This window comes from Actinoplanes sp. NPDC049265, from assembly GCF_043197135.1.
Taxonomy (GTDB): Bacteria; Actinomycetota; Actinomycetes; order Mycobacteriales; family Micromonosporaceae; genus Actinoplanes.
Genome location: NZ_JBICSP010000004.1, coordinates 17144 through 41852, shown reverse-complemented (window position 1 = coordinate 41852; position 24709 = coordinate 17144). Strand labels below are relative to the sequence as shown.

At 72.3% G+C, this 24709-nt stretch carries 27 protein-coding genes; 16 read left to right on the top strand and 11 right to left on the bottom strand.

What is annotated here, in order from left to right; translation table 11 throughout:
• Complete coding sequence (locus tag ACGFIO_RS12330) at positions 1-396, bottom strand: EXLDI protein (protein ID WP_392825573.1); 396 nt, start codon at positions 394-396, stop codon at positions 1-3.
• A 161-nt stretch (positions 397-557) separates the two neighbouring features.
• Positions 558-1370, bottom strand: coding sequence for a sugar phosphate isomerase/epimerase family protein (locus ACGFIO_RS12325; protein WP_392825570.1), 813 nt, complete (start codon positions 1368-1370; stop codon positions 558-560).
• Between ACGFIO_RS12325 and ACGFIO_RS12320 the strand changes: the two genes are divergently transcribed.
• Entirely contained in the window at positions 1357-2379 is a 1023-nt protein-coding gene (locus ACGFIO_RS12320; RefSeq protein ID WP_392825569.1) for a helix-turn-helix domain-containing protein, read from the top strand. The genes ACGFIO_RS12325 and ACGFIO_RS12320 overlap by 14 nt on opposite strands.
• Here ACGFIO_RS12320 and ACGFIO_RS12315 read toward each other — a convergent pair.
• A complete protein-coding gene (locus ACGFIO_RS12315; protein ID WP_392825567.1) occupies positions 2312-3670 on the bottom strand; it encodes a DUF2079 domain-containing protein in 1359 nt (452 codons plus the stop codon). The genes ACGFIO_RS12320 and ACGFIO_RS12315 overlap by 68 nt on opposite strands.
• A 94-nt stretch (positions 3671-3764) precedes the next feature.
• Between ACGFIO_RS12315 and ACGFIO_RS12310 the strand changes: the two genes are divergently transcribed.
• The 3 genes from ACGFIO_RS12310 (at position 3765) to ACGFIO_RS12300 (ending at position 6115) form a co-directional block, all read left to right on the top strand.
• Positions 3765-4442: a response regulator gene (locus tag ACGFIO_RS12310; protein ID WP_392825565.1), complete on the top strand. Its 678-nt coding sequence runs from the start codon at positions 3765-3767 to the stop codon at positions 4440-4442.
• The gene (locus ACGFIO_RS12305) at positions 4435-5775 is read left to right on the top strand and encodes a sensor histidine kinase (protein WP_392825562.1); all 1341 of its coding nucleotides are present in this window, start codon (positions 4435-4437) and stop codon (positions 5773-5775) included. The genes ACGFIO_RS12310 and ACGFIO_RS12305 overlap by 8 nt, the downstream gene beginning before the upstream one ends.
• Positions 5776-5860: 85 nt before the next feature.
• Positions 5861-6115, top strand: a complete 255-nt coding sequence (locus ACGFIO_RS12300; protein ID WP_392825560.1) for a hypothetical protein — start codon at positions 5861-5863, stop codon at positions 6113-6115.
• A 27-nt stretch (positions 6116-6142) separates the two neighbouring features.
• Here ACGFIO_RS12300 and ACGFIO_RS12295 read toward each other — a convergent pair whose 3' ends face one another.
• Entirely contained in the window at positions 6143-6826 is a 684-nt protein-coding gene (locus ACGFIO_RS12295) for a TetR/AcrR family transcriptional regulator (protein WP_392825558.1), read from the bottom strand.
• Between the two features lie 121 nt (positions 6827-6947).
• Here ACGFIO_RS12295 and ACGFIO_RS12290 point away from each other — a divergent pair, with 121 nt between their 5' ends.
• The 8 genes from ACGFIO_RS12290 to ACGFIO_RS12255 are packed head-to-tail and all read left to right on the top strand — an operon-like array spanning position 6948 to position 15408.
• The gene (locus ACGFIO_RS12290) at positions 6948-7952 is read left to right on the top strand and encodes a sugar ABC transporter substrate-binding protein (protein WP_392825556.1); all 1005 of its coding nucleotides are present in this window, start codon (positions 6948-6950) and stop codon (positions 7950-7952) included.
• Positions 7949-9424, top strand: coding sequence for a sugar ABC transporter ATP-binding protein (locus ACGFIO_RS12285; protein ID WP_392825554.1), 1476 nt, complete (start codon positions 7949-7951; stop codon positions 9422-9424). Before ACGFIO_RS12290 ends, ACGFIO_RS12285 begins: the two co-directional genes overlap by 4 nt.
• Positions 9421-10350 carry an ABC transporter permease gene (locus tag ACGFIO_RS12280; protein ID WP_392825551.1) on the top strand — a complete coding sequence of 310 codons (930 nt, stop codon included), beginning with the start codon at positions 9421-9423 and terminating at the stop codon, positions 10348-10350. The genes ACGFIO_RS12285 and ACGFIO_RS12280 overlap by 4 nt, the downstream gene beginning before the upstream one ends.
• Positions 10347-11318 (top strand): ABC transporter permease, encoded by a 972-nt coding sequence (locus ACGFIO_RS12275; protein ID WP_392825549.1) that lies wholly within the window; start codon positions 10347-10349, stop codon positions 11316-11318. Before ACGFIO_RS12280 ends, ACGFIO_RS12275 begins: the two co-directional genes overlap by 4 nt.
• The gene (locus ACGFIO_RS12270) at positions 11315-12052 is read left to right on the top strand and encodes an SDR family NAD(P)-dependent oxidoreductase (protein ID WP_392825547.1); all 738 of its coding nucleotides are present in this window, start codon (positions 11315-11317) and stop codon (positions 12050-12052) included. Before ACGFIO_RS12275 ends, ACGFIO_RS12270 begins: the two co-directional genes overlap by 4 nt.
• A gap of 11 nt (positions 12053-12063) precedes the next feature.
• Positions 12064-12948: an SMP-30/gluconolactonase/LRE family protein gene (locus tag ACGFIO_RS12265; RefSeq protein ID WP_392825545.1), complete on the top strand. Its 885-nt coding sequence runs from the start codon at positions 12064-12066 to the stop codon at positions 12946-12948.
• A gap of 15 nt (positions 12949-12963) precedes the next feature.
• Positions 12964-14538, top strand: coding sequence for a long-chain fatty acid--CoA ligase (locus ACGFIO_RS12260; protein WP_392825543.1), 1575 nt, complete (start codon positions 12964-12966; stop codon positions 14536-14538).
• A gap of 39 nt (positions 14539-14577) precedes the next feature.
• Positions 14578-15408: a polysaccharide deacetylase family protein gene (locus ACGFIO_RS12255; RefSeq protein WP_392825541.1), complete on the top strand. Its 831-nt coding sequence runs from the start codon at positions 14578-14580 to the stop codon at positions 15406-15408.
• Positions 15409-15539: 131 nt separating this feature from the next.
• Here ACGFIO_RS12255 and ACGFIO_RS12250 read toward each other — a convergent pair whose 3' ends face one another.
• Both ACGFIO_RS12250 and ACGFIO_RS12245 read right to left on the bottom strand, forming a co-directional pair.
• Positions 15540-15695, bottom strand: a complete 156-nt coding sequence (locus ACGFIO_RS12250) for a hypothetical protein (RefSeq protein WP_392825538.1) — start codon at positions 15693-15695, stop codon at positions 15540-15542.
• Positions 15696-15776: 81 nt separating this feature from the next.
• The gene (locus tag ACGFIO_RS12245; RefSeq protein ID WP_392825536.1) at positions 15777-17114 is read right to left on the bottom strand and encodes an RICIN domain-containing protein; all 1338 of its coding nucleotides are present in this window, start codon (positions 17112-17114) and stop codon (positions 15777-15779) included.
• 148 nt (positions 17115-17262) lie between these two features.
• Between ACGFIO_RS12245 and ACGFIO_RS12240 the strand changes: the two genes are divergently transcribed.
• A complete protein-coding gene (locus tag ACGFIO_RS12240; RefSeq protein WP_392825534.1) occupies positions 17263-17967 on the top strand; it encodes a GntR family transcriptional regulator in 705 nt (234 codons plus the stop codon).
• On the opposite strand, the gene ACGFIO_RS12235 is transcribed toward ACGFIO_RS12240, so the two are convergent.
• On the bottom strand, positions 17941-18612 hold the full coding sequence (locus ACGFIO_RS12235; protein ID WP_392825532.1) for a TetR/AcrR family transcriptional regulator: 672 nt from the start codon (positions 18610-18612) through the stop codon (positions 17941-17943). The genes ACGFIO_RS12240 and ACGFIO_RS12235 overlap by 27 nt on opposite strands.
• 53 nt (positions 18613-18665) lie before the next feature.
• Here ACGFIO_RS12235 and ACGFIO_RS12230 point away from each other — a divergent pair, with 53 nt between their 5' ends.
• Complete coding sequence (locus ACGFIO_RS12230; RefSeq protein WP_392825529.1) at positions 18666-19163, top strand: YybH family protein; 498 nt, start codon at positions 18666-18668, stop codon at positions 19161-19163.
• Here ACGFIO_RS12230 and ACGFIO_RS12225 read toward each other — a convergent pair.
• Entirely contained in the window at positions 19111-19797 is a 687-nt protein-coding gene (locus tag ACGFIO_RS12225; protein ID WP_392825527.1) for an SDR family oxidoreductase, read from the bottom strand. The genes ACGFIO_RS12230 and ACGFIO_RS12225 overlap by 53 nt on opposite strands.
• Positions 19798-19923: 126 nt before the next feature.
• Here ACGFIO_RS12225 and ACGFIO_RS12220 point away from each other — a divergent pair, with 126 nt between their 5' ends.
• Both ACGFIO_RS12220 and sigJ read left to right on the top strand, forming a co-directional pair.
• Positions 19924-21090 carry an NAD(P)/FAD-dependent oxidoreductase gene (locus tag ACGFIO_RS12220; RefSeq protein WP_392825525.1) on the top strand — a complete coding sequence of 389 codons (1167 nt, stop codon included), beginning with the start codon at positions 19924-19926 and terminating at the stop codon, positions 21088-21090.
• 10 nt (positions 21091-21100) lie between these two features.
• Positions 21101-22039, top strand: coding sequence for an RNA polymerase sigma factor SigJ (gene sigJ, locus ACGFIO_RS12215; RefSeq protein WP_392825524.1), 939 nt, complete (start codon positions 21101-21103; stop codon positions 22037-22039).
• An 83-nt stretch (positions 22040-22122) separates the two neighbouring features.
• On the opposite strand, the gene ACGFIO_RS12210 is transcribed toward sigJ, so the two are convergent.
• The 3 genes from ACGFIO_RS12210 to ACGFIO_RS12200 all read right to left on the bottom strand — a co-directional run bounded on the left by ACGFIO_RS12210 (position 22123) and on the right by ACGFIO_RS12200 (position 24621).
• The gene (locus ACGFIO_RS12210) at positions 22123-22926 is read right to left on the bottom strand and encodes an Fpg/Nei family DNA glycosylase (protein ID WP_392825522.1); all 804 of its coding nucleotides are present in this window, start codon (positions 22924-22926) and stop codon (positions 22123-22125) included.
• Positions 22927-23022: 96 nt separating this feature from the next.
• A complete protein-coding gene (locus ACGFIO_RS12205) occupies positions 23023-23676 on the bottom strand; it encodes a hypothetical protein (protein ID WP_392825520.1) in 654 nt (217 codons plus the stop codon).
• Positions 23677-23793: 117 nt separating this feature from the next.
• Positions 23794-24621, bottom strand: a complete 828-nt coding sequence (locus ACGFIO_RS12200; RefSeq protein ID WP_392825518.1) for an alpha/beta fold hydrolase — start codon at positions 24619-24621, stop codon at positions 23794-23796.
• Positions 24622-24709: the final 88 nt, after the last annotated feature.

Genomic DNA, 24709 nt, shown 5'->3' with positions numbered 1-24709 from the left:
TCACACGTCGAGGTGATTCACCACCGGCTGATAGACGGCGTCGGCCACCAGGTCGTGCAGCCGTAGCGGGATGAGCGTACGCAGGTCGCCGAGATCCTCGGCGACCTGCACGTTCGCGTCCGCGGGGAGCCGGGTCCAGGACTGCCGGGCACTCCAGTCGCCGATCCAGGCGCGCCAGCCGGTGCTCCACTTCGCGGCGTTCGGCCCGGTGTTGATGTGGGCCTTGGACCGCTGGTGGTGGACGACGAACCGGCCGGACGGGGTGCGGTAGACGCGGTAGGTCTCGCGGCGTTCGCCGGTCTGCTCCAGCTCGGCCACGAGCCGGCCCTGGAACCGGTGCTCGCGGCCTTGGCCGGGGCCGACGCGGACGCTGATCTCAGTGAAGTCCTCAGGCATGCCTCGACTATACGCACACATATACGTATAGGTGAAGGCTGCGTCAAAGAGGTGTCAGGAAAGCCGCGGTGCCGAGCTGAGCCCTTCATCGGAGCACTGGTAAGAGCGTTCCCATCCGCTTCGGGGCCTCGGCGTCCCGCTCATCGATGTCAATGGGCGGGTCAGGACAGCAGCGGCCGGATCGCGGCCATCGTCCGCTCGGCGTTGTCGGCCGGGGTCAGCGCCCGCAGCGCCGGGGAGAGGACCTCGGCCGACAACGGAGGGTCGATGCCCTTCGCGCGTACGGCCCGCAGCAGCCCGGCCAGGTCGAAGTCGCCCTCGCCGGGCAGCCGCCGCCCGTTGACGCAGTCGTCGAGCAGGTCGGTACCGGCCGAGGCGCGGCCGTCGGTCAGCTCCACGGCCGCGACGTGCCCGGCCGCGAGCGCCTCGACCGTGGCCGGGCCGGCCGGATCGCGGAACACCTGCCAAGCGTCGAGCACCAGGCCGACGCCCGGCCGGTCGACCGTTCGCACCAGGTCGTGAGCGGCGGCGTGGTCGAAGCCGGGAATGATCACCACCGGTTCCAGCGCGACCGTGCTACCCGATGCGGCGGCCCGGTCGCAGAGCCGGGCGAACCGTTCCACCAGCACGTCCGGCTCCGGCACGGAGAACGGCGGGAAAGGCAGCACCACGGTCTTGATGCGGGGGATGCCGAACATCTCCGCGGTCCGGAGAACGTCGTCCTCGGGACCGTTGTCACCGGCGAACCAGCCGAAGATCGCCTCCAGCTCGCCGATCCGCACATCGTGGCCGGCCAGCATCGCCCGCAGCTCCGCCGGAGACGAATCGGCCAGGGCACGGTGCAGGTCGTCGACGGTCGTGGCGATCGCCGAACCACCGGCGGCGGCCACCGCTGCGACCCGGTCGGCGAAGGGGTACCGGGCCGGCTCGGGCAGGAGCGCCCCGGCCAGGTGCGAATAGGTGAACAGAACCATGGGCATCATCCTGGTCACCGCCCGCGGCGACGTCCGGAACGACGGCGCCAACTTGATCGACTCTCCGTGCCAGGTGTTCGATGGGGCGATGACATCGGCGCGCGGCTCGGTCCGGCTGGACACCGCCCGGCTCGGGGTCGACGCCTTCCGCGCCGGCTGGGCGGCGCAGATCGGCGAGGCATCCGCGCTGCCGGCCTTCCGCGCGGAGGCCACCGCGGGCGCCCGGGTCCGCGGCCGGGCCTACCGGGTCGGCGATGCCGTCGTCACCGACTTCGCCACGGCCACCCCGGTGCGGGTCGACGCCACCTTCCCGGACACCGCCGACCTGCGGCTCTACGTGGTCCACCGGGGCTCCTACGTCCTGCGGCACGCGCGCGAGTCGGTGCCGGTCGCCGCCGGCCAGTTCCTGCTGCACCGGTCGACCGGCCTGACCGGGTACGAGGTCGCCGCCGGCACCGAGGCCCGGGTGATCGGGCTACCGGCCGGGGCACTGGCCACCGGCGCGCGGGTGACCGGGCCAGCCGCCGCGGCCGAGGTCCGCCTCCTGCTCGGCCACGCCGACCTGATGCGGGCCGGGCTCGCCGACCTGAGCGACGCCGGGGTCCGCGCCGGCCGCGACGCGCTGGTCGAACTGGTTCGCGGCGTGGCACAGCGGTTCCTGGACGACCGCGAGCCGCGCCTGACCGCGTCGCTGGTGCAGACCGCCCGCGCCCTGGCCGACCGGCTGCTGACCGAACCGGAGCTGACACCGGCCATGCTGGCGCGGCGGCTGTCGGTCTCCGTCCGTACCCTCCACCGTGCGTTCGCCGCGACCGGCGAGCCCGTCGCGACGTACATCCGCCGCCGTCGTCTCGAAGCCGCGCACGACGCGCTCCTCGCTCCCGGCGGCTGGTCCGTCTCGGCGGTCGCGGCGCACTGGCAGTTCGCCGACAGCAGCCACTTCAGCCGGGCCTTCCGCCGGCACTACGGGCAGACACCGGCCCGGTACGCCCGGGACCGCCGTTCGTGAACAGCGTGACACCGCCGGCCGCGGCCACCGGCCGGTAGCCGAGCCCGGGCAGCGCGGCGAGCGCCGCCCGGCTCCGATCGGCGGGGCTCAGACCGGTGTCCGGCGGATCGGACACCACCACCCACTCGGGCCGCACCGTGGCGTCCGGATAGAACGGGAAGAGGTAGACCTCGCACCGCGCGGTCAGCTGCGGCGCCAGCCGGTTGCTCGCCGCGACGCGGGCGTCGTCCGGGATCCGCCGCAGCGCCTGACGGACGGCCGTGGCGGCCGGGTCGCGGCGCCAGGTCGCCGGATCGGCCAGGGCGTTGAGCGGCAGGACGGCCGACAGCAGCACGGCGAAGGCCAGGGCGGCGTACGGCAGCCGGCGGCGGAACCGATCCAGGAGCGCGAGCGGGGCGTCCAGCAGAGCGACGAAGACGATCGGCATCAGCACCGCGCTGTAGTGGTAGCGCGTTCCCCAGTAGTGCGGGTTGTCGGCCCAGAACCTCCAGGCCAGCGTGGGCAGCGCCAGCAGCAGGAGGGGGGAGCGCACGGCCAGGAAGCCGGTCGGCAGCAACAGCAAGGCCAGCGTCAGCAGCTTGAGCGGAATCCCGGACAGCAGCGCGCCGCCCGACGTGTAGGCGTACCCACCCCCCGTATTGAACGCCGGCACCACCACCACGACGATGAGCAGCCCCGCGGCGACCGCGCCGGCCACCGTGGCCAGGCCGAAACGGCGCCGGCCGCGCAGGATCAGGTAGCCGCCGATCGCCGCGACGGTCAGCGGCAGGTCCTCTTTGACCAGCACCAGCGGCGCCGCCCAGGCCACCGCCGCGCCCCACCGCCGGTGCACCAGGCACTCCAGGCTGAACGCCAGTAGCGGGACGGCGAAACACACCTCGTGGAAGTCGAAGCCCGCCGCCTGCTGGATTCCCCAGGACAGCCCGTACGCGGCGCCGATCGCCAGGCCGCCGCGAGTGCCCAGGCGCAGCACGGCCAGCCGGGTCACCGGCACCGCGGACAGCGCGAACAGGGCGGCCTGCGCGACCAGCAGCGTGTACGGGCTGGGAAAGACGTGATAGATCGGGCCCAGCAGGGCCAGGATCGGGTGGAAGTGGTCGCCGAGCAGGTTGACGCCGGGGCCCTTCAACGGCGCCAACGGTGCGTGCCCGCCCGCGTACCCGCGCACCGCCTGCTCGAAGATGCCCAGGTCGAAGCCGGTGGTGCGCACTCTGAGGTGTTTCGCGACGGCGATGACGGTGTACGCGGTGAAGAGCGCGGCCACGAGCAGGCCGATCCGGATTTTCTGCACCCGGCGACCGTGGCCACCGCGCGCTGAACCGGCCCTGAAGCCGCCTGAAGATCGTTTCAGGTCGGGACGGTGGCGGCCTGGCACCATGGCCCGGGTGCGAATCTTGCTGGTCGAAGACGAGCGTGAGCTGGCCGCGTCGCTGCGTACCGGGCTGGAGGCCGAGGGTTACGCGGTCGACGTCGCGCACGACGGGCGGGACGGCTGGACCATGGCCCAGCTGTACCGCTACCAGCTGTTCGTGCTCGACCTGATGCTGCCCGGCCGCAACGGCTACCAGCTGTGCGAGCTGCTCCGGCGTGCCGGCCGCACCGAGCCGGTGCTCGTGCTGACGGCCAAGGACGGCGAGTACGACGAGGCCGAGGCGCTCGACACCGGCGCCGACGACTACCTGACCAAGCCGTTCTCGTACGTCGTCCTGCTGGCCCGCATCCGCGCCCTGCTCCGCCGCCGCCCCGGCCCCGCACCCGCCCACCTGCGGGTCGGCGACCTCGTCATCGACCTGGCCCGGCGGCGCTGCCGGCGCGGGAACACCGAGATCACCCTGACCGCCAAGCAGTTCGCCGTCCTGGTCAGCCTGGCCCGCCGCCCCGGCGAGGTGGTCGGCAAGACCGAGATCATCGAGGAGGTGTGGGACATGGCCTTCGACGGCGACATCAACATCATCGAGGTGTACGTGTCGGCGTTGCGCCGCCGGGTCGACCTGCCGTTCGGGCGCCGCAGCATCGAGACCGTCCGCGGCGCCGGCTACCGCCTGGTCGACGGCCGTGAGTAGGTGGGCGAACGTCCCGATCCGGCTGCGTACGGCCCTCGCCGCGACGGCCGCGGCCGCGATCTGCTTCGGCGCCGGGGCGCTGTGGCTGCGGCACGAGCTCTACGCGAACCGCCTCCAGGCGTCCGTCGCCCAGGCCCGGTCCGAGGTGAACGGCCTGGCCCTGGCGCACGCCTCCGGCAACGCCGGCCTGATGGGCCCCTACCGGGAGACGCGGTGGTTCCGGTCCGGGCTCAACGGCCCGACACCCCACTCCACGACCGACACCTACGTCCGGGCCGACGTCTGGACCGGCCCCGACGGCCGGGTCACCCAGTCCCCGCCGTACCTGCGCGAGGCCGACGGCACGACGCGCATCGTGCCGGCCGTGGCCCGGACCAGGGTCTCGTACTACCTGCTGGTGTCACCGGCCGAGGCCGAGGCGGCCACCCGCGCCGCCGACCCGCTGCTGCTGGTGGCGCTGCCCGTCGGGATCGCCGTGGTGGCGGCGGTGGCCTGGTTCGCCGCCGGGCGGGCGTTGCGGCCGGTCGACGCGATCAGCGGCGAGCTGCGGGCGATCACCTCGGCCAGCCTGGACCGCCGGGTGCCCGTACCGTCGACCGGCGACGAGATCGAGGCGCTGGCCCGGACCACCAACGCCACCCTCGACCGGCTGGCCCAGGCCGCCGACCGGCAGCGCCGCTTCGTCGCCGACGCCGCCCACGAGCTCCGCAGCCCGCTGGCCGGCCTGCGCAGCACCGTCGAGGTGGCCCGGGCGCACACCGAACCGGCCGCCCTGCCGGCCGTCCTGGACGTCGTCCTGACCTCGGCCCGCCGCCTGCAGGACCTCACCGACGACCTGCTGCTGCTCGCCCGGCTGGACGGTGCCGGAGCCGGCCCCGGCCAGCCCGTCGACCTGGCCGCGACCGCGGAGGAGCAGATCGCGGAACGGCAGCTCGCCGGCGACGGCCGCGTCACCTTCACGCTGGCGGCGGCGTCGGCTCCGGCGGTGGTGACCGGCGACCGGCTCCAGCTCGAACGGCTGCTGCGCAACCTGCTGGACAACGCGGCCCGGCATGCCCGCGGCACCGTCCTCGTCCGGGTGACGGCCGGCGACGGCACCGTGGTCACCGAGGTCGTCGACGACGGCGACGGCATCGACCCGGCCGACCGCGACCGGATCTTCCAGCCGTTCACCCGCCTCGACGACGCGCGCGCCCGGGACAGCGGCGGCACCGGTCTGGGCCTGGCCATCGTCCGCGACATAGCGGCCCGCCACCACGGGCGGGTCGAGGTCGGCAACGGCCCCGGCGCGCATTTCACGGTCGTCCTCCCGGCCGCCGCGGCAACCGGGTGAACCGGGCCCTATGCCTTTGGTCATAGCCAGATCTCCGACCGCCGCCGGATTACCCGCTCCTGCTCGCCTTGCCACACTCATCGCCATGAGCCGATTCCACGTCTGGCGCCGCCGCATCATCATCGGCGTCGCCTGCCTCCCGGTCATGACGGCCGGCGTCCTGCACAAGATGGGCCGATCCGGCGATTTCGGCATTCTGGGCCGCTGGTACGCGATGGCCGCCCTGACCGCCCTGGGCGTTCTGGCCTGGTTCCTCCTGGAGAAGGCGATCGCCCGCACCACGCCCGAGCCCGCCCCCATGGACGACCAGCGGCAGGAAGACGACCTCCCGGCCGCCTGATCGAAGCCGGAGCGCCGCGGCGAGGCGTCAGGAGGCGAGGTCGAGGTCGGGTGTCATGGCCATTTTGAGGGCCAGCTGGGCGGTGAACGCGCCGAGTTGTTCGGGGGAGTCGGCGCCGTCGCGGCGGTACCACCGGATCAGGTCGATGCCGAGGGACAGGATGGCCCGGGCGACCCGTTTGACGTCGACGTCGGCGAACGCGCCGCTGGTGACGCCGTGCTCGACGGCGGTGCGGAAGACGATGTTGGTGCGGTGCCGGGTCTCGAGGATCTCGTCGTAGTGCTCGGCTGAGAGGCCGGCCAGCTCGTACTGGCTGACCCGGGCGGCCACGTGGTAGCGGGCGTGCCATTCGGTGTACCGCGCGACCAGCACCCGCAGATGTTGCACCGGGTCGTCGAGGCCGGTCATGGCGGGCTCGGTGACATATGCCAAGGCCCGGTCATGGGCGGTCCGGACGATCTCGAAGAGCACGTCCTCCTTGGAGGGGAAGTGCACGTACAGCGCGGCGGGGCTGAGGCCGACGGCGCCGGAGATGTCGCGGGTGGTGGTGGCGTGGAAGCCGTTCGAGGCGAAGCAGCGCACCGCCGAGGTGAGCAGTTTGCGGGGCACCTCGCCGCGTGACTCGTCCCAGAGGGCGGGGGATTCGTCGTCCAGTTGGGGGAGCCCTTCCAGGTCCTCGGTGGTGAACCTGGCCTGTCGTCTCTTGGCCATGAACCGAATCTCCCATTTCGTGGCCGTCACATGGATGTGACGGTTGACACACGCAGATTACCAGGTGACTATGCGCTTAGTAAGTCATCAAAAACCGCCCCTGACCTCGAAGGAGAGGCCGATGATGCGGACTCGATCACTACGAGCCGGTGTGCTCGGCATAGCCCTGCTGGCGTCGGCGTGTGGCGGCTCACCCGCCGCGTCGGGCGGGGGAACCAGCGGCGGCGGCACCCAGGGCAAGACGATCGCCTTCGTCGGCTACGGCGACGCCAGCCCGTGGGGGGCCGCGTACAACAAGACCTTCAAGGCCGAGCTCGCCTCGTCGGGCGTGAAGATCAACGACCTGACCAGCATGGACGCCGGCACCCAGGTGCAGAACTTCAACCAGGCCGTGAGCCAGAAGCCGGCCCTGATCGTCGCGGCGCTGTGGGACACCACGGCCACCGTGGTGCCGATCCAGAAGGCGAAACAGGCGGGCGTACCCGTACTCATCGTCGACGGCCGGCCCGACCCCAAGGTCGAGGGTGACGTGATGTCGGTGCTCTCCGACAACGTCAAACTCGGCGAGTACGCCGCCCAGAACATCATCGAGGGCCTGAAGGCACAGGGCCGCGACTCCGGCAAGGTGATCGTGCTGTCCGGGACCAAGGCGATGCTCGTGACCCAGGACCGGATGCAGGGCTTCGGCAAGGCGATGGCCGCCGCCCCGCAATACCAGGTGATCGAGGACCAGGACACCAACTGGGACCCGACCGCCTCCGGCAAGGTGGCCCAGCAGCTGTTCGCCAAGCACGGCTGCGACGGCATCCAGGCCGCGTACGGCATGGCCGACTACATGGCCCTGCCCATCGTCCAGGCGGCCAAGCAGGCCGGGTGCAAGGTCGGCGGCAAGGACGGGCTGGTCGTCACCGGCGGCAACTGCTTCAAGGCGGGCATCGCGGCGATCAAGAGCGGCGAGATGTACGGCACCGCGACCGAGGACCCGATCACCATCGCGAAGCAGACCGCCGCCTACATCACCCGGTACCTCGGCGGCCAGAACCCGCCCACGAGCGAACTGGTCCAGGAGGACCGGGTCACCAAGGAGAGCCTGGCCAAGTTCGAGGAGCAGTGCAGCCAGGCATGAGCGAACCGCTGGTCGTCATCGACGCGCTGGCCCGGAGCTTCGCCGGGGTCCCGGCGGTGCGGGAGGTCTCCTTCACCGCCCGGGCCGGCGAGATCCACGCCCTCTGCGGGCACAACGGCGCGGGCAAGAGCACCGTCGTCAAGATGCTGTCCGGGCAGCTCGCGCCGGACGCCGGCCGGATCCTGCTCGACGGCGTGCCGGTCGAGCTGGGCAGCCGGCAGGCCGCGCAGCGTCTCGGCGTCGCCCTGGTCGACCAGGAGCTGAGCGTCGTACCCGAGCTCACCGTGCTGGAGAACCTGCTGCTCGGCGACCTCGACGCGCCGTTCGTCAAGCGGCGCCGGGCCGCCCTGGCCCGGTGCCGCGAGGTGCTCGACGACCTCGGCCTGGAGCGGGTGCGCCCGGACCAGCCGGTGTCGACGCTGACCATCGGTGAGCGCCAGCTGGTCGAGATCGCCAAGGCGCTCAGCCAGCGGGCCCGGGTGGTGATCCTGGACGAGCCGACGGCGACGCTGAGCGAGGCCGAGAGCGGACGGGTCCATGCCGCGGTACGCCGCGTCGCCGCGCGCGGCTGTGCCGTCGTCTTCGTCTCGCACCGCCTGGCCGAGGTGCTCGACCTGTGCGACACGGTCACCGTGCTGCGCGACGGCCGGCGGGTGGTGACCGCGCCGGCCGCCGAGCTGACCGTCGACCGGCTGATCGTGCACATGCTGGGCGAGGCGCCGCACCGGCTGGAGGCCCGGCAGCGGCCCGACCCGGACCTCACCCACGCCCTGCGGATCGACCGGCTGCGGGTGCCCGGACGGTTCGACGAGTTCACCCTGACCGCCCGGGCCGGCCGGGTCTACGCGCTGGCCGGTCAGCTCGGCAGCGGCGCGTCGGACGTGCTGCGGGCGCTGGCCGGGCTCTACCCGGGCGCCACCGGCGGGGTCAGCCTGCGGGACCGGGCGGTGCCGTTCCGCGACCCGGTCGGCGCCGCCCGCTCCGGCATCTCGTACGTCTCCAACGACCGCAAGGGCGAAGGGCTGTTCCTCGACAACTCGGTGGCCATGAACCTGGTCGGCACCCGGCTGGGCCGGCTCGGCCGCCGGTCGCTCACCGGCGTCGCCCGAACCCTGGCCGGGCACGCCGGGCTGCCGGCCGACCGGCTCGGCGATCCGGTGCTCACGCTCAGCGGCGGCAACCAGCAGAAGGTGTTCGTCGGGCGGTCGCTGGACCGGCCCGACGTACACGCGCTGCTGCTCGACGAACCGACCCGGGGCGTGGACATCGGCGGCCGCGCGGCCATCCACCACCTGCTGCGCGACGCCGCCGACGCCGGGCTGGTCGTCGTCTTCGCGTCGACCGAGTTGGAGGAACTGCTGGAGCTGGGCGACATCATCCTGACCATGCGCGACGGGCGGGTGGTGCAGACCTACGACGGCGGGACGGATGGCGCGGTCCTCATGCGGGACATGACCGGGGGAGCGGCATGACGGGAGCGGTACGCCGGCCCGGCGCCCTGGGCGTGGCGCTGGCGGTGCTCGTCGTGGCGCTTCTGCCGCTCGCGGCCACCACCGACCGCTTTCTCACGCTGGCCAACGGGCGGGCCATCCTGGCCTCGGCCGCGCTGGTCGGGATCACCGCGATCGGCGCGACCCTGGTGATGATCGCCGGTTCGGCCGTGTCGATGGCGGCCTCCCAGACGGCCACCGTCGTCGCCATGGTCTTCCTCTGGACGCTGAGCCACGGTCTGGTCGTCGCCACCCTGTTCGGGCTGCTCGCCGGCGTGCTGATCACCGTCGTGCAGGGGCTGATCGTCGGCTACTGGGAGGCCAACCCGATCGTGCTGACGATCGCGGCCGGCTTCGCCATCGGCGGCGGCTCGGTCTGGTTCAGCGGCGGGACACCGGTGAACGCCGGCTCCGGCGACTACGAGGTGCTCAACGCGACACCGCTCGGCCTGCCGCTGGCCGTGTACGTGCTCCTGGCGCTGGCCGTGCTGGCGCAGTGGATGCTGCGGCGGACCGCGCCCGGCCGGCAGATGTACCTGATCGGCGAGAACCGGGCCGCCGCCCGCGCCGCCGGTCTGCCCGTGGGCCGGGTGATCGCGCTGGCCTGGGCGTTCTTCGGCCTGTGCCTGGCCGTCACCGGGGTCTTCCTGGCCGCCTTCAACACCAGCGCGACCACCAACCTGGCCGGCACCCTGACCCTTGACGCGATCGCCGCCGTCCTGCTCGGCGGCACCGCGATCGCCGGCGGCAAGGGCTCGGCCCTGCGCACCCTCGGCGGCGCGGTGCTCATCGCGGTGATCGCCGACGTCCTGCTCCTGCGTGGCTACTCGACCGGGATCCAGATCCTGGCGAAGGGGGTTCTCGTGCTCGCTGTCGTGGTTCTGGTCCACCTGCGGGGGCGGCGGTGACCCGGCCGGGCCGGTTGGTCCCGGCGGCCGCGCTGGTCCTGGTGGTGATCGCGTTCCTGCTCACCCCCGTGGGTACGGGCGTGCCACTGGCCACCTTCGACGTCTACAACGCGTTGCAGGGCTTCGCGCAGATCGGTCTGCTGGCCCTGGCCATCGGGCTGACCATGATCGCCGGCGAGTTCGACCTGTCGGTGGTGGGCACGTACGCGGTCGGCGGCATGATCGCCGTGCTGACCGGGCAGTCCTCGGCCCTGCTCGGGCTGCTGCTCGCGGTCCTGGCCGGCGCGGCCGTCGGCACCCTCCAGGGCGGACTGATCGCGTGGCTGCGCATCCCGTCGCTGCCGGTCACGCTGGCGGTGTACATCGCGCTGCTCGGCGTGGCCTACGCGATGTCGGGCGGGCTCAGCGTGACCTACAAGAACCAGGACGCCACCCTCTGGGTCGACCGGACCGTGGCCGGTGTCTTCTCGCCGCGCAGCCTGATCACCCTGGCCGCGTTCGCGCTGGCCGCGCTCCTGCTCGGCCGCACCCGGCTCGGGGCCGAGCTGCGCGCCATCGGCGGTGACCGCCGGGCCAGCCGGGTCGCCGGGGTCCGCGTCGACCGCCGGCTGGTGCTGCTGTTCACCACCTCGGGCACGCTGGCGGCGCTGGGCGGGGCGTTGCTCAGCTTCAGCTTCGCCTCGGCCAACCCCGATCCCGGCCTGCGGCCGCTGCTCATCGCCGCGGTCGCCGCCCTGCTGGGCGGGGTGTCGCTCGCCGGTGGCCGCGGTACGCCCCTCGGCCTGCTCGCCGGTGCGCTGGCGGTGGCCCTGCTGGCCCAGATCGTGACCCTGACCTACCTGCCCGACTACTCGACCCAGCTGTTCTACGCGGCGCTGCTGGCCGTGGTGGTGGCCGTCGACTCGCCCGGACTGCGGCGGGTCGTGGACCGGATACGGGCCCGGGCCGGCCGGGTGGAGGCGAGATGACCAACCTCAGATTCGACTTCTCCGGGCGTACGGTGCTGGTCACCGGCGGCGCCCGCGGCGTCGGGCAGGCGATCGGCCGGCACTTCCGGGCCGCCGGCGCCACCGTCTACCTGGTCGACGTCGAGCCCGACGTGGTCGCCGAGACCGCCGCCGAGATCGGGGCGACCGGGCTGGCCGCCGATGTCACCGACAGCGCGCAGGTCGACGCGGTCGTGGACCGGGTGGTCGCCGACACCGGCCGGATCGACGTGCTGGTCAACAACGCCGGGATTCTGCGCGACGGCGTGGTGTGGAAGCTCACCGACGGCGACTATGAGTCGGTGATGGCGGTGCACGCGGGCGGGACGTTCCGGTTCACCCGCGCGGCCGTGCCGCACTTCCGGCGGCAGGGCTCGGGGCGGGTGATCAACGTGACCTCGTACACCGGGCTGCGCGGCAATCCGGGGCAGTCGAACTACGCGATGGCCAAGGCCGGGATCATCGGGTTCACCAAGACCACGGCCAAGGAACTGGCCCGGTTCGGCACCACCGTCAACGCGATCTCGCCGAACGCGCGTACCCGGATGATCGCCTCGGTCCCGCCCAGCAAGCTCGCCGCACTCACCGAGGCCATCCCGATGGGCCGGTTCGCCGAGACCTCGGAGATGGCCGCCGCCGTCGCGTTCCTGGCCTCGGACGAGGCGGCCTACATCACCGGCGTCGTCCTCCCGGTCGACGGGGGACTCTCACTGTGAAGGGGTACGAGATGAGTGACACGCCCACCACCGTCGTGTCGGAGGCGCACTTCCTGGAGGCGCCGCGCTGGCACGAGGGACGGATCTGGTTCTCCGACTTCTATGGCCACCGTGTCTCGTCGGCCAACGAGGACGGCTCCGACCTGCGGGTCGAGGCCGAGGTACCGGGCCAGCCGTCGGGGCTGGGCTGGCTGCCGGACGGGCGGCTGCTGGTGGTGTCGATGACCGAGCGCAAGGTGCTGCGCCGGGAGCGGGACGGCACGCTGGTCACGCACGGCGATCTTGCCGGGTACGCCGCGGGGCTGGCCAACGACATGAGCGTGGACGGGCTCGGCCGGGCGTACGTCGGCAACTTCGGTTTCGATCTGATGGGTGGCGCGCCGATCGAGCCGACGGCGCTGCACCGCGTCGACCCGGACGGCACTGTCACCGAGGTCGCGGACGGGCTGTGGTTCCCCAACGGCAGCGCCATCACGCCGGACAACGTGCTGCTGGTCGGCGAGACGTTCGGCAACCGGGTCAGCGCCTTCGACATCACCGACGACGGCCGGCTGGTCAACCACCGGGTGTGGGCCGAGTTCGGGCCGCTTCCGACCGACCGGACGCTCGACAAGGTGCTGCCGGCGCTCGCGGTCGCACCCGACGGGGCCTGCCTGGACGCCGAGGGCGGCTTCTGGATCGCCGACGCCACCGGCAGCCGGCTCATCCGGGTCGTCGAAGGCGGCACGATCACCGACGAGATCAAACCCGGCACACCGGTGTACGCCTGCGGCCTGGGCGGTGCCGACGGTCGCACGCTGTACGCCTGTGCCGCGCCCGACTTCCACGACGAGGCCCGCACGGCCGCCACCGAGGGCCGCCTGCTCGCCATCCGCGTCGCCGTGCCGGGGGCCTGAGGCATGCTCGGCCTCATGCAGGACCGGCCGCTCGACGTCGCGATGCTGATGCGGCGGGCGGCCGACGTGTTCCCGTACAAGCGCGTGGTCACCGCCACCGCCTCGGGTGAGGTGGAGGCGACCTGGGGTGAGGTCGTGACCCGGGCCCGCCGGTTGGCCGGCGCCCTGGACCGGCTGGACGTGCCGGCCGGCGCCCGGGTCGGCACCTTCGGCTGGAACTCGCAGCGGCACCTCGAGCTCTACCTCGCGGTGCCGAGCGCCGGACGGGTGCTGCACACGCTCAACCACCGGCTCTTCGCCGCCGAGCTGACCTACATCCTGGCCGACGCCTCCGACGACGTGGTCTTCGTCGACCGCTCGCTGCTGCCCACGGTCTGGCCGGTGCTCGACGGAGTCCGCCACGTGATCGTGATGGACGACGGCGGCGAGCAGCCCATCCCCGACGACCCGCGGGTGCTCGACTACGAGGAGCTGCTGGGGGAGGAGGCCGAACCGGCGACGGTGGCCGAGACCGACGCCGCCAGCCTCTGCTACACCTCGGGCACCACCGGGCGGCCGAAAGGCGTGCTCTACAGCCACCGGTCGATCGTGCTGCACACGATGACGGTGTTGTCCGCCGACGGCATGGCGATCAGCGAACGCGACGTCATCCTGCCGATCGTCCCGATGTTCCACGTCAACGCCTGGGGCCTGCCGTACGCCGCGGCGATGGCCGGCGCCGACCTGATCCTGCCCGGCCCACGGATGACCCCGGCCGACCTGGCCGGCCAGCTCACCCGGCACCGGGTCACGGTCACCGCGGCCGTGCCGGCGATCTGGCGCGGCCTGGAACCGCTGCTGCCCGGCCTCGACCTGTCCGCCCTGCGGCTGACCGTGAGCGGCGGCAGCGCCCTGCCCGAGTCGCTGGCCCGGTCCTACCAGGAGACGGCCGGTGTCACGTTGAGCAGCTCGTGGGGGATGACCGAGACCAGCCCGCTGGTCACGCTGGCCCGGCTCGGCCGCACCCACGACGGGCTGGACGACTCGGCGCGGCGGGAGGTGCTGTGCACGCCCGGGCGGCCGGTGCCGCTGACCGAGGTGCGACTGGTCGGCGAGGACGGCGAAGCGGTCGCGCACGACGGCGTCACGCCGGGAGAGGTCCAGGTCAGCGGCCCGACGGTCGCGTCCGCCTACTTCGGGGCGTCATCTTCCGGCTCCTCGTTCACCGCGGACGGATGGTTGCGGACCGGGGACGTCGGCACCCTCGACCGGGACGGCTACCTGCGGATCGTCGACCGGACCAAGGACCTGGTGAAGTCGGGCGGCGAGTGGATCTCCTCGGTGACCCTGGAGAACGAGATCATGGCCCATCCGGCGGTGGCCGAGGCGGCCGTCGTCGCGGTGCCCGACCAGCGCTGGGGCGAGCGTCCGCTGGCCTGCGTGGTGCTCGCGCCGGGCGGTGCGGTGACCGCCGACGACCTGCGTACGCACCTGGCCGGGCGGGTGGCGTCGTGGTGGGTGCCGGACGAGTTCCGCTTCGTGGCCGAGATCCCGAAGACCGCCACCGGCAAGTTCGCCAAGGCCGCCCTCCGCCGCCGGATCGCGGGGTGACCGGCCGTTGGCGCGTGGCGGGTATCGTGGCCCGCCGACATGAAAATACATCGATCGATCCTGTGGCTGGCCGCCGTACCGGTGCTCGTCTCCTGTGGAGGCCCGCCCGCGGCCGCGCCGGTCACCGCCCCGCCGCCGGTGTCGGTCTCGCCCTCGGCCGCGGCCCCGCCGCCCAGCTCTTCGCCGGCCGTCCCCTCGGCGCCGCCCAGCCCGTCGCGGCCGGTGAAAGGCACGCCGGCCAAGCCGGGGCTCGACGGCAGCATGGTGGCCACGGGTACGCCGACGGTCGCGCTGACCTTCGACGACGGCCCCGACCCGGTGATCACGCCCAAGCTGCTCGACCTGCTCCGGGCCAACCGTCTCACCGCCACGTTCTGCCTGGTCGGTAGCCGGGTCAAGCGCTATCCCGAGCTGGTCGCCCGGATCGCCGCCGAGGGTCACACGCTGTGCAACCACAGCTGGGACCACGCCGAGTTCCTCTACAAGGGCGACGATGCGCGGATCGCGCGGGACATGGAGCGGACCAGCGCCGCGATCCGCAAGGCGGCGCCCGGCGCCCCGGTCCGCTACTTCCGGGCGCCGTACGGCAACTTCACGCCCCGGGTGATCGGCGTGGCCAAGCGGCTTAACATGATCCCGCTGGGCTGGAACGTCGACGACCAGTGCTACGCCAGCAGCCGGTACGGCACCGGCGCGGCGATGGTCCGGCACATGAGCACCCGGGTACGCCGGGACACCAAGCCCGGGTCGGTGATCCTCAGCCATGATCTCGGCAAGCCGCAGACGCTTGTCGCGTACAAGCAGCTGCTGCCCTGGCTGCGCGGCCACTTCGACGTCGCCGCTCTGCCCGCCGACCCGCCGGCCGCATAGCCGCTTGTCGCCTGCGCTCGTCTTGCGCGGGACGTGCGTGGTGCCGGGCTTGGTCGCCAGGCGGCGAGGTGTCTCGGTCGGGGGACGCGAAAGGGCACCCGCGCGGGGCGGGTGCCCTTTTCGGCGTACCGCTAGAACCAGACTTTTCGGCCACCGACCGGGCGGCCGACCGCGCCCAGGATCCAGAGGATCGCTCCGACGATCAGCAGGATGATGCCGATCGTGTAGAGGATCGACACCTTCAGGAAGATGCCCAGCAGCAACAGGATGAGCCCCAGGATCAGCATGACTTTGCTCCGTTCCGTTGGCGGGCACCTCCCGCCGGACATCTGTTTACCCAGGTCATCGAAATAACAATCCACCTCGATCTAGAGACGGCCCCAGATCTGGTTGGAGGTGCCGCCGCAGTCCCAGAGCTGGAGCGCGGCGCCGTTGCTCCCGTTCCAGTCCTTGATGTCCACGCACCGGCCGGAGGAGACGTTCACCAGGGTCCGGGCCGAGGTCAGGGTGAAGCGCTGGACCGGGTTGGTGTTGCAGGTGGCGAGCTGGATCGGTGTGCCGTTGGCCAGGGCCCCGCCGGCCGGGTCCATGCACTTGCCCATGGCCCGCAGGGTGCCGTCGGACTCGAACGACCACTGCTGGGCGGCGCTGCTGTTGCAGTCGTACATCTGCAGCAGGGTGCCGGGGTTCGGCTGCGCGCCGGGGATGTCGATGCAGCGGCCGCTGAAGTTGGACTGCAGCATCGACGCGCCGGAGGCCGGGGGCGGGTCGTTGCCGGGCGGGGTGCCGGCGTCGCAGTCGTTGGTGTTGGCGATGTTGTCGGCGTGCGTGGTGCCCGCGGACCGGTAACCGTTGATCGCCGCGGTCGCCTGCGCGGGGCTCAGCACCGCCTTCTTGGCGTGGTAGAGGTAGTCGACCGACTGCAGGTAGGTGCTGGTGCCACCGGTGTGCCCGGCCAGGTCGATGAACCACTGGTTGAAGTCGATCGACATGTTCTGCCGGGGGTAGTACTTGCCCGAGTGGTCACCGACCAGCGCGCCGTCGATGTAGTACTTGACGTGGCCCCCGGCGACGGTCGCCATCACGTCGTGCCAGCCGTTGATGCTCCGCGCCTGCTGGCTGTGCTGGTTGTCGGCGTACCAGGGGTCGGCGACGTAGGTGTACCAGGTCGTCTGGTAGTTGATCGGGCCCGCCTCGCCCCAGCCGCCGTTCGGCAGGTATTCGGAGAAGTCCAGCTCGGAGTAGGTGGGGTCCATCGGCGCGGCCAGCGGCGAGATCGTGTAGAAGGTCTGGTTGATGTGGTCGCCGTCGGAGCCGCCGGCCGGGGCGTCGGAGAACTTGATCCGGGCCAGGTACGTGCCCTCGAAGAACCGCCGGTTGCTCTGCGAGAACTCGGCGTGCGAGGTGCCGCCGCCGGTGCCGTTGGTGGCCGCCTTGAGCTGGGCGACCTTCTGGCCGTCGACGGTCGGGAACGACACGTTGTCGGCCAGCCAGGCGGCGCCGGACACACCCGGGCCGCCGGCGTTGGTCCGGATGCTCCAGCCGTTCTGGCTCAGCGCGGCATCGGTCCGCGAGGCGTAGTTGAAGTCGTCGAACAGCACGCCGCAGCCGACGGCGGCGCTGCTGCTGGGGGCGGAGGCGATCCCGAGGCCGGCGGCGGTCAGCGCGATGGTCGTACCCAGGATGATCTTGCGTTTCAGTCCCATGGGGGGTGGGCTCCTTACATAGGGGATGTACGGGCGAAAAATGACCAGTGGTCAGGTGTCGGCCGTGCGAGTACGGTCGTGCATCGCAGTGGTCCTCGTCAATACCTGACCAGTGGTTAACTTCTGGGCGAGGAAATAAGGTGGTGTGGTGCGGCGGGCCGAGGTGCGGGAGAGACTGCGTGAGCTGATCGACGTACGCGGCCCCGGCGACCCGATGCCCTCGGAGCGGTCACTGTGCGAGCACCTCGGCGTGTCCCGGCCGACCGTCCGGGCGGCGATCGACGAACTCGCCCGCGACGGGCTGCTCGTCCGCCAGCACGGCCGCGGCACGTTCACCAGCCCGCACAAGATCTCGCAGGAGGTTCCGTCCGCGTCCGGGCAGCCGGTCCCGCCGGCCGAGGGGGACTGGACCAGCGAGGTGCTGATCCTCCGGACCGAGCCGGCGGGTGCGCGGCTCGGCCGGCGCCTGCAGGTCTCGCCGGCCGAGGACCTGCTCTACGTGATGCGCCGGCGGATCGTCGACGGCGAGCCGATGGCCATCGAGCACATCCGGTTGCCCGCCGTGCTGGTCCCCGGGATCGGCGTACGGGACTTCGTCGCGGGCTCGCTCTACCGCCGGATGCGCGAGGGCTTCGGGGTGGATCCGACCGACGCGGTGCAGACGACCGAGCCGACCGTCACCGACGCCGGCGAGTCCGAACTGCTCGGCGTGCCGGTGCACTCACCCGCGCTGCTGTTCGAGCGCACCACCCGCGACCGGGGTGGCCGGGTGGTCGAGTTCACCCGCTCGCTCTACCGCGGCGACCGCTACCGGATCACCAGCCACCTACGACTCGGGCCGGATTCCGGTTGAGGCGGTGGCCAGGCCGGTGGCCGTGGCGGTCAGCATGTGCGTGAGAGTGGGCCGCAACGGCGGGAAGGCGCCGGCGATCCGAGGCTCCTGGCGGTAGAGCTCGCGCAGTGCCTCGGGCGGCCGGGTCAGGGGGAACAGCTTGGCCACGAAAGCGGCCGAGGCCATCACCAGCGCGGCGCCGTTCTCGGCGGTCATCGGCGGGCAGGCGGCGGCGATGGACCGGCCGACGTCCCAGTACGTCGTGATCGCCCAGCGCTTGTAGACCCGCAGCACGTCGACTGTCACGTTGTGCTCGAACATCGTGTCGGCGTGCGTGGTGAGGTCGCAGTAGAGCGGGCGTTCGACGTACGCGTCGACCAGTGCCGCGGCCACCGCACCGGCCCCACTCGCGTCGTGCAGCGCGGCCGTCACGGCCTCGGCCCACCGCGTACCCTCCTGCATGGTCAGGCTGAGGTAGATCTCCTCGCGGGTCCCGAAATAGCGCAGCACGTTGGACTTGGCCAGCCCGACCTCCCGGGCGATGTCGCCCAGGCTGACCCAGGCCACGCCGGACCGCCCGGCCAGCGTGCGGGCGACGGTGAGGATCGCCTCGCGCCGCTGCTCCTTCTGGTCGGGCCGCCGGGCCCGCTGGAACGTTTCCCCCACACCGGAAATCTAGCCGACTTCTTAAGAGTACGTCGTTCTGTTAATCTCGCACGATGATCCTCGATCTCGCCAGCACCGTCGACGCGTTCGTGGCCGCCTTCAACGAGCCCGAACCCGACCTCGACCACGTCATGTCCTTCTTCGCCGAGGACGCGGTCTACCTGCCCGGCAAGAAGCCCGAGCGGCACGGCCGGGCCGAGATCCGGGCCGAGTTCGCGCCCCAGTTCGCGGGGCGCTTCGGCGGGATGTACTTCGACGTGTACGACAAGGTCGTCGACGAGCCGGCCCGCAAGGCGATGATCCGGTGGGCCTGCCGGCTCGACCTCACCGGCGAGCACGGGCGCCGCGCGATGCCGGCGTTGCGATGGTTCGCGCGGGCCCGGTACGGCGGCCGTCCGCAGTGGCACGGCCTCGACGTCTTCCACTTCGACGCCGAGGGCCGCATCGTCGGCAAGTTCACCTACGGAACGTTCCGCCTGCCGCTGTTCGAGCGCTACGTCACGGCAGGTTCTGGTACAGGTCGGCGGGATTCCCGGCAACCGACGCCTTGACGTACGCGCTCCACTCGTCGGCGACAACCTCGATGAGATCCTGCTCGATGCCGTCCAGGGCGATCCCTACCAGCTCGGCCGGATCGCCTTTGGGGCCCTCGTAGTCGCTCAGGTCGGTGTCCGCCGCCCCCAGGTGCACGGCCGTGACCAGCGTCTTCTGGTCGGCCAGTTCCAGCCGTACGCCGTTGGTCAGGTTCCACTCGGCCGCCTTGGCCACGCCGTACGCGGTGTGCCCCGGATAGTTGAACCACGACATCGCCGACAGCACGTTGAGGATGGCCCCGCCGGCCAGCCGCGGGGCGAACGCCCGGATCATCCCGAGCGTGCCCCAGAAGTGGGTGTCCAGCTCCAGCCGGATCCGCTCCAGGTCACCGGTCACCAGGCCGGTCGAGGTGTCCACGCCGGCGTTGTTGATCAGCAACGTGACGTCCGGCGCGGCGGCGGCCGCGGCGGCGATGGAGTCCGGGTCGGTGATGTCCAGCGGGAGCACGGTGGCGCCGGGAAGGTCGACGAGTTCGGGCCGGCGGGCGGTCGCGTACACCTTGGCCCCGCGGGAGAGAAGCTGCTCGGCGAAGTGCTTGCCGAGACCACGATTGGCGCCCGTCACGAGGGCGACTGCTCCGGAGATCTGCATGCCGCAACGCTAAAACCTGACGCTTATGTGAGGTGCCAGCTTCTGTGACTCAGCCCACAGCCTGAGCTGTCATGAAGGCCCGGCCCATCTCGTCCGGAAGTCATGCGAACAGACGGGAGCATGACCATGCGGCACCGCATCACCGTCCTCGGCGCCGGGTACGCCGGCGCCGCGGCGGCCGGCCACCTCGCCCGGCACCTGCACCCCGACGACGTCGAGATCGTCGTCGTCAACGCCCAGCCCGACTTCGTCGAGCGGATCCGCCTGCACCAACTCGCCGCCGGCCAGCGACTCCGCCGCCACGACCTGGCGACGATGTTCGCGGGCACGGACATCCGGCTGCGGGTGGGCCACGTCACCGGCCTCGACCCGGGGCGGCGGGTGGTCACCGTGACCGACGGCGACCGGACCGAGCCGATCGCGTACGACACCCTCCTCTACACACTCGGCAGCACCATCGGCGACCGCGGCGTCCCCGGCGTCGCCGAGCACGCCTTCCACATCGCCGGGCCGGACGGCGCCCAGCGCCTGCGCGACCGGCTCGACCAGCTGGACGAGGGGCGGACGGCGCTGGTCGTCGGCGGCAACCTGACCGCGATCGAGGCGGCCACCGAAATCGCCGAGGTCCGGCCGGGCCTGCGGGTACGACTGGTGACCACCGGGGAACCGGGCGGCTGGCTCAGCCCCAAGGCCCGCCGGCACCTGGCCCGGGCCTTCGAACGCCTCGGCATCACCGTCCGCGACCAGACCGCCGTCGTCCGGGTCGACCAGGACGGTGCCGTCGCCGCCGACGGAACCCACCTGCCCGCCGACGTCGTCGTGTGGGCCGCCGGCTTCGCCGCGCCGCCGCTGGCCGCGCGGGCCGGACTGGCGGTCGGGGACGACGGCCGGATCATCGTCGACCCTACGATGCGGTCCATCTCCCACCCCGAGGTGTACGCGGCCGGCGACAGCGCCTACGCCATCGGCGTGAACGGCCGGCCGCTGCCCATGTCGTGTGCCTCGGCCGGCTTCACCCGGATGCGGGCGACGGCCGCGATCCTCGGGCACCTCACCGGTCACCGGGTGGCCCGCACACCGCTCGACTACTTCGGCAACTGCATCGGCCTGGGCGGCCGCGACGCCATCTTCCAGCCCGTCGACCGCGACGTCCGCGCACGGACGTGGTCGCTGCGCGGGCGGCCGGCGGCCCACCTCAAGGGATTCATCCTCAAGGGCACCGCCTGGAACATGAGCCATCCGACGTACGGGCTGCCGGTACGCCGGCGCCGCCTGACGGCGGTCGTTGGTTAACTTGGACCGCATGGGCTCCGCGCCGGTGGAGCGGTTCGAGGCCAACCGGCGGCGGTTGGCCTCGATCGCGTACCGGCTGCTCGGCTCGGCCGCCGACGCCGAGGACGTCGTACAGGACGCCTTCCTGCGCTGGCACGCCGCCGACCGGCGGCACATCGCCGTGCCCGAGGCGTGGCTGACCAAAGTGGTCACCAACCTCGCTCTCGACCGGCTCCGCTCGGCCCAGGCCCGGCGCGAGCGCGCCTCCGGCGACTGGCTGCCCGAACCCCTGCTCGACGGCGACCCGATGCTCGGCCCGGCCGACACGGCCGAGCAACGCGAGGCGGTGACCATGGCCGTGCTGATCCTGCTGGAACGTCTGCAGCCGATCGAGCGGGCCGTCTACGTGCTGCGGGAGGCGTTCGCGTACCCGCACGCCGAGATCGCCGACATCCTCGACATCAGCGAGGCCGCGAGCCAGCAGCACGCCCACCGCGCCCGGCGCCGGGTCGCGGCCGAACCGGTCGTCGACGCCACCGACGGGCCGGCTGCCCGCCGCATCGTCGAGGCGTTCATCGACGCCGCCTCGTCCGGCCGCCCCGACCGGCTGGTCGCCCTGCTCACCGCCGACGCCACCGCGCTCTCCGACGGAGCCGGCGGCACGGTTCGCAAATGGCTGCGCATCTCCGGCTCGGAACGGGTCGCGGCCGCCCTGCGAGCCGTCTTCCGGGCGACACCGGCGAAGCGGCGGCTCGTCGGCGGCTCCCCGGCCATGCACGCGGGCGTGGTCAACGGCAGCCCCGCGGTCATCGCCGCGTTCCCCGACCGGGTGGTGGCCGTGGTCGTCCTGCAGACGCGCGACGACCGGATCGCCGTCGTACACGGGATTTCCAGCCCCGACCAGCTCCACCGCGTGACCGAGCGCTGGCGGAACACCCCGCACCACGAGCCGCCCGTCACCGCGTGGTGAGCCCGCCGCCGCGTGGTTGCCGGCGGGTCGTCGCCGGTGCGCGAGCGAGCGGGTGTTCACCGACGGCGCCGGGTCCCGGGTGTCTAGCGCGCCTGCTCGACGCTGCACCACCAACTCGTCCGGCCGCCGACCGTGCTCCGGGCCATCGGGGCGCCGTCGCGCGGACAATGGGCGCCGGCCAGCCGGAAGGCAACGAGCTTCAAGGTGTGTACGCCGCCGTCCCGGATCGCCGCCCGGACAGCGTCGCGGGTGGCCCGGAGCAGCCTGGTCACGTCCTCCGGGGTGAGGGCGTCGACGCGGCGGGCCGGGTTGACGCGCGCCGCCCAGAGGATCTGATCGGCCAGCAGGTTGCCGATGCCGGCGACGGCGTGCTGGTCGAGCAGGCGGGCCTTGACCGGGGCGGTGCCCGAGGCCAGCACCGCGCGGAACCCGGCCGGGGTGATGGTCGCCGCGTCCGGGCCCAGCGCCTCGACCGGCGGGTTCAGCCGGACGCGGCCGAGCCGGCGCGGGTCGACCAGCATCAGGCGGCCGCCGTCGGCGAAGTCCAGGGTGAACCGGGACCAGCGGAAGTCGCCCGGCCGGCGGCGCCCCTCCCAGTAGTCGCCGCCGTCGACCTCGCCGCCGTCCGGGTCAGCGATCACGATCTTGCCGGACATGCCGAGGTGGATGCCCAGCTCCGGCCCGTCGTCACTGGTCTCGCACCACATGCTCTTGCCGCGACGGCGGGCGGCCACCAGCTCGCGGCCGGCCAGCGCGTCGCGGATCTGGCCCGGTGCGTGCGGCCGGCACACGTACGTGTCGGTGTCGTCCACCCCGACGATCTTGCGGCCCAGGCCCGAGCGGTCGATGACCGAGCGAGCCGACTCGACTTCCGGCAGTTCCGGCATGATCCCTCCCGGCACCGAGGCTAGCCGCCTTCCCTTCCGGGTCGATCGGCCCGCCGGACCGGTGCCGCGCGGCCGGCCGCGCGGCACCGGCTCAGCTCACTGGCGTACGAACCAGTTCTGCGTCTCGTAGTCGGCACGGTTCGGATCGGTGAAGTCGGTCCGCACGGCCACCCAGAGCTGGCCCGGGCGGTACTGCGACATCGCCGCCCACACGTAGCGCTTGGCGAAGCCCTGGTTGTACTGGCCCGGGATCTGACCGTTGGACAGCCGCAGCCGGCCCGCCGTCCAGCCCCAGTCGCAGTCGGTCGGCGAGCACTTGCCGAACAGCCGGATCGTCCACCCCGCGTCGTAGGTGATCGAGCAGATGTCGCCGCTGCAGGTGGTCACCGACTGGCAGTCGCGCAGCTGAGCCTTGGTGATGCTGTTGGTGTTCGGGTCGGCGTTGACCCAGTTGCCGTACTCGGCCGGGTGGCCCGAGCACAACCGGGCCAGGGCCGGGCCGCGGTGGGCCTTCTTGACCTTCAGCTTGGGGGCGCCCGGGCGCGGCGGCCGCTCCTGGATGGGAGCGACGCCCTGGCCGGCCGCGGCGGCGTTTCCGCTGACAGCGGTGACTGCGCTGACAGCGGTGCTTTCGCCGGCGGCCGCGGTCTTATTCTCCGCCGCGGAAGCCGGAGTGGGTGATGTGAGCAGGGCCGCGAACAAAGCCGCGACGACGGCGAGCAGACCTGCGTGGAACGCGCGCGTACGCACGAATGACCTCCTTGACTGAGCGAATGCTTCAGCAAGATCAGTGGTCAAGACCCATCCTCGGGTACGGCCGGGAAGTGTCGGTTACCCGCCAGTTGATCATGGACAGCGGGCGGGGGATTAGGCCGAACGGTCAACCAGCAGTGCTGCCACCTCCGCCGGGTGCGACAGGTGCGGGAAGTGCCCGCCCGGCAGCACCGTGATCGCCACCCCCGGCACCGCGCCGGTCAGCCACCGCACGTACACCGGCTCCGGCTCGGCCGAGGTCACCCAGTGGTAGCCGATGCCGCGCGCAGCGATCACCCCCAGCTCGTCGCGGCGCATCCCCGCGATGGCGGCGTCGGAGTGGCGGAAGATGTCGTCCCAGTAGCCGAGCAACTGGTCGGCCCGGGGCACACAGGACTCGACCAGCTCCCGCCCCTCGGCCGGCAACTCGTCGACGCCCATGCCGGCCAGCAACCGGTCCCAGACCTCCTCGCGCCACCGCGGCCCACGCAGCCGGGGTTCGGACCGGCGGACCAGGTCACCGAACGGGCCCATGATCAGCGCCTGATCCAGGTTCACCACCCCCGCGGCGGGGAAGTGGGCGGCGTACATGGTGGCGAGGACACCGCCGACCGAGTGACCCACGACGACCGGCGCGCCGAGGCCGGCCGCGGCCACCGCCTCGTGGACGAGCGCCCCGACCAGCGAAGTGTCGTAGGCCACGTCGCGCGACCCGCCGTGACCCGGCAGGTCGAGGGCCAGCACCCGCCGCCCCCGGTCGACAGCGGCCAGCTCGCGCACCAGCGGACCCCACTGCCGGCGGTCGAAGGTCAGGCCGTGCAGCAGCACCAGTGGTGGCCGATCATCGGCGGACCCGGTCAGGGTGCCCGCGAGCTTGCCGAACATCGTCATGCCGGAAAGGCGTAACACCCGGCCGTACGAATCGTTCGTCGCCCGTGTCACATCCGGTCGCTCGAATCGTCGTGTCGTGCGCGTATACCCGCCAGCGGTGCGGGCTGGCTGTTCGGTCGTGCGCGTCATGCGTGGCTGG

Excerpts from the sequence above, each read along its gene's own strand:
- ACGFIO_RS12330 (WP_392825573.1), bottom strand. The coding sequence starts at position 396 with ATGCCTGAGGACTTCACTGAGATCAGCGTCCGCGTCGGCCCCGGCCAA.
- ACGFIO_RS12325 (WP_392825570.1), bottom strand. The coding sequence starts at position 1,370 with ATGGTTCTGTTCACCTATTCGCACCTGGCCGGGGCGCTCCTGCCCGAG.
- ACGFIO_RS12300 (WP_392825560.1), top strand. The coding sequence starts at position 5,861 with ATGAGCCGATTCCACGTCTGGCGCCGCCGCATCATCATCGGCGTCGCC.
- ACGFIO_RS12295 (WP_392825558.1), bottom strand. The coding sequence starts at position 6,826 with ATGGCCAAGAGACGACAGGCCAGGTTCACCACCGAGGACCTGGAAGGG.
- ACGFIO_RS12290 (WP_392825556.1), top strand. The coding sequence starts at position 6,948 with ATGATGCGGACTCGATCACTACGAGCCGGTGTGCTCGGCATAGCCCTG.
- ACGFIO_RS12285 (WP_392825554.1), top strand. The coding sequence starts at position 7,949 with ATGAGCGAACCGCTGGTCGTCATCGACGCGCTGGCCCGGAGCTTCGCC.
- ACGFIO_RS12280 (WP_392825551.1), top strand. The coding sequence starts at position 9,421 with ATGACGGGAGCGGTACGCCGGCCCGGCGCCCTGGGCGTGGCGCTGGCG.
- ACGFIO_RS12270 (WP_392825547.1), top strand. The coding sequence starts at position 11,315 with ATGACCAACCTCAGATTCGACTTCTCCGGGCGTACGGTGCTGGTCACC.
- ACGFIO_RS12265 (WP_392825545.1), top strand. The coding sequence starts at position 12,064 with ATGAGTGACACGCCCACCACCGTCGTGTCGGAGGCGCACTTCCTGGAG.
- ACGFIO_RS12260 (WP_392825543.1), top strand. The coding sequence starts at position 12,964 with ATGCAGGACCGGCCGCTCGACGTCGCGATGCTGATGCGGCGGGCGGCC.
- ACGFIO_RS12255 (WP_392825541.1), top strand. The coding sequence starts at position 14,578 with ATGAAAATACATCGATCGATCCTGTGGCTGGCCGCCGTACCGGTGCTC.
- ACGFIO_RS12250 (WP_392825538.1), bottom strand. The coding sequence starts at position 15,695 with ATGCTGATCCTGGGGCTCATCCTGTTGCTGCTGGGCATCTTCCTGAAG.
- ACGFIO_RS12245 (WP_392825536.1), bottom strand. The coding sequence starts at position 17,114 with ATGGGACTGAAACGCAAGATCATCCTGGGTACGACCATCGCGCTGACC.
- ACGFIO_RS12230 (WP_392825529.1), top strand. The coding sequence starts at position 18,666 with ATGATCCTCGATCTCGCCAGCACCGTCGACGCGTTCGTGGCCGCCTTC.
- ACGFIO_RS12225 (WP_392825527.1), bottom strand. The coding sequence starts at position 19,797 with ATGCAGATCTCCGGAGCAGTCGCCCTCGTGACGGGCGCCAATCGTGGT.
- ACGFIO_RS12220 (WP_392825525.1), top strand. The coding sequence starts at position 19,924 with ATGCGGCACCGCATCACCGTCCTCGGCGCCGGGTACGCCGGCGCCGCG.
- sigJ (WP_392825524.1), top strand. The coding sequence starts at position 21,101 with ATGGGCTCCGCGCCGGTGGAGCGGTTCGAGGCCAACCGGCGGCGGTTG.
- ACGFIO_RS12210 (WP_392825522.1), bottom strand. The coding sequence starts at position 22,926 with ATGCCGGAACTGCCGGAAGTCGAGTCGGCTCGCTCGGTCATCGACCGC.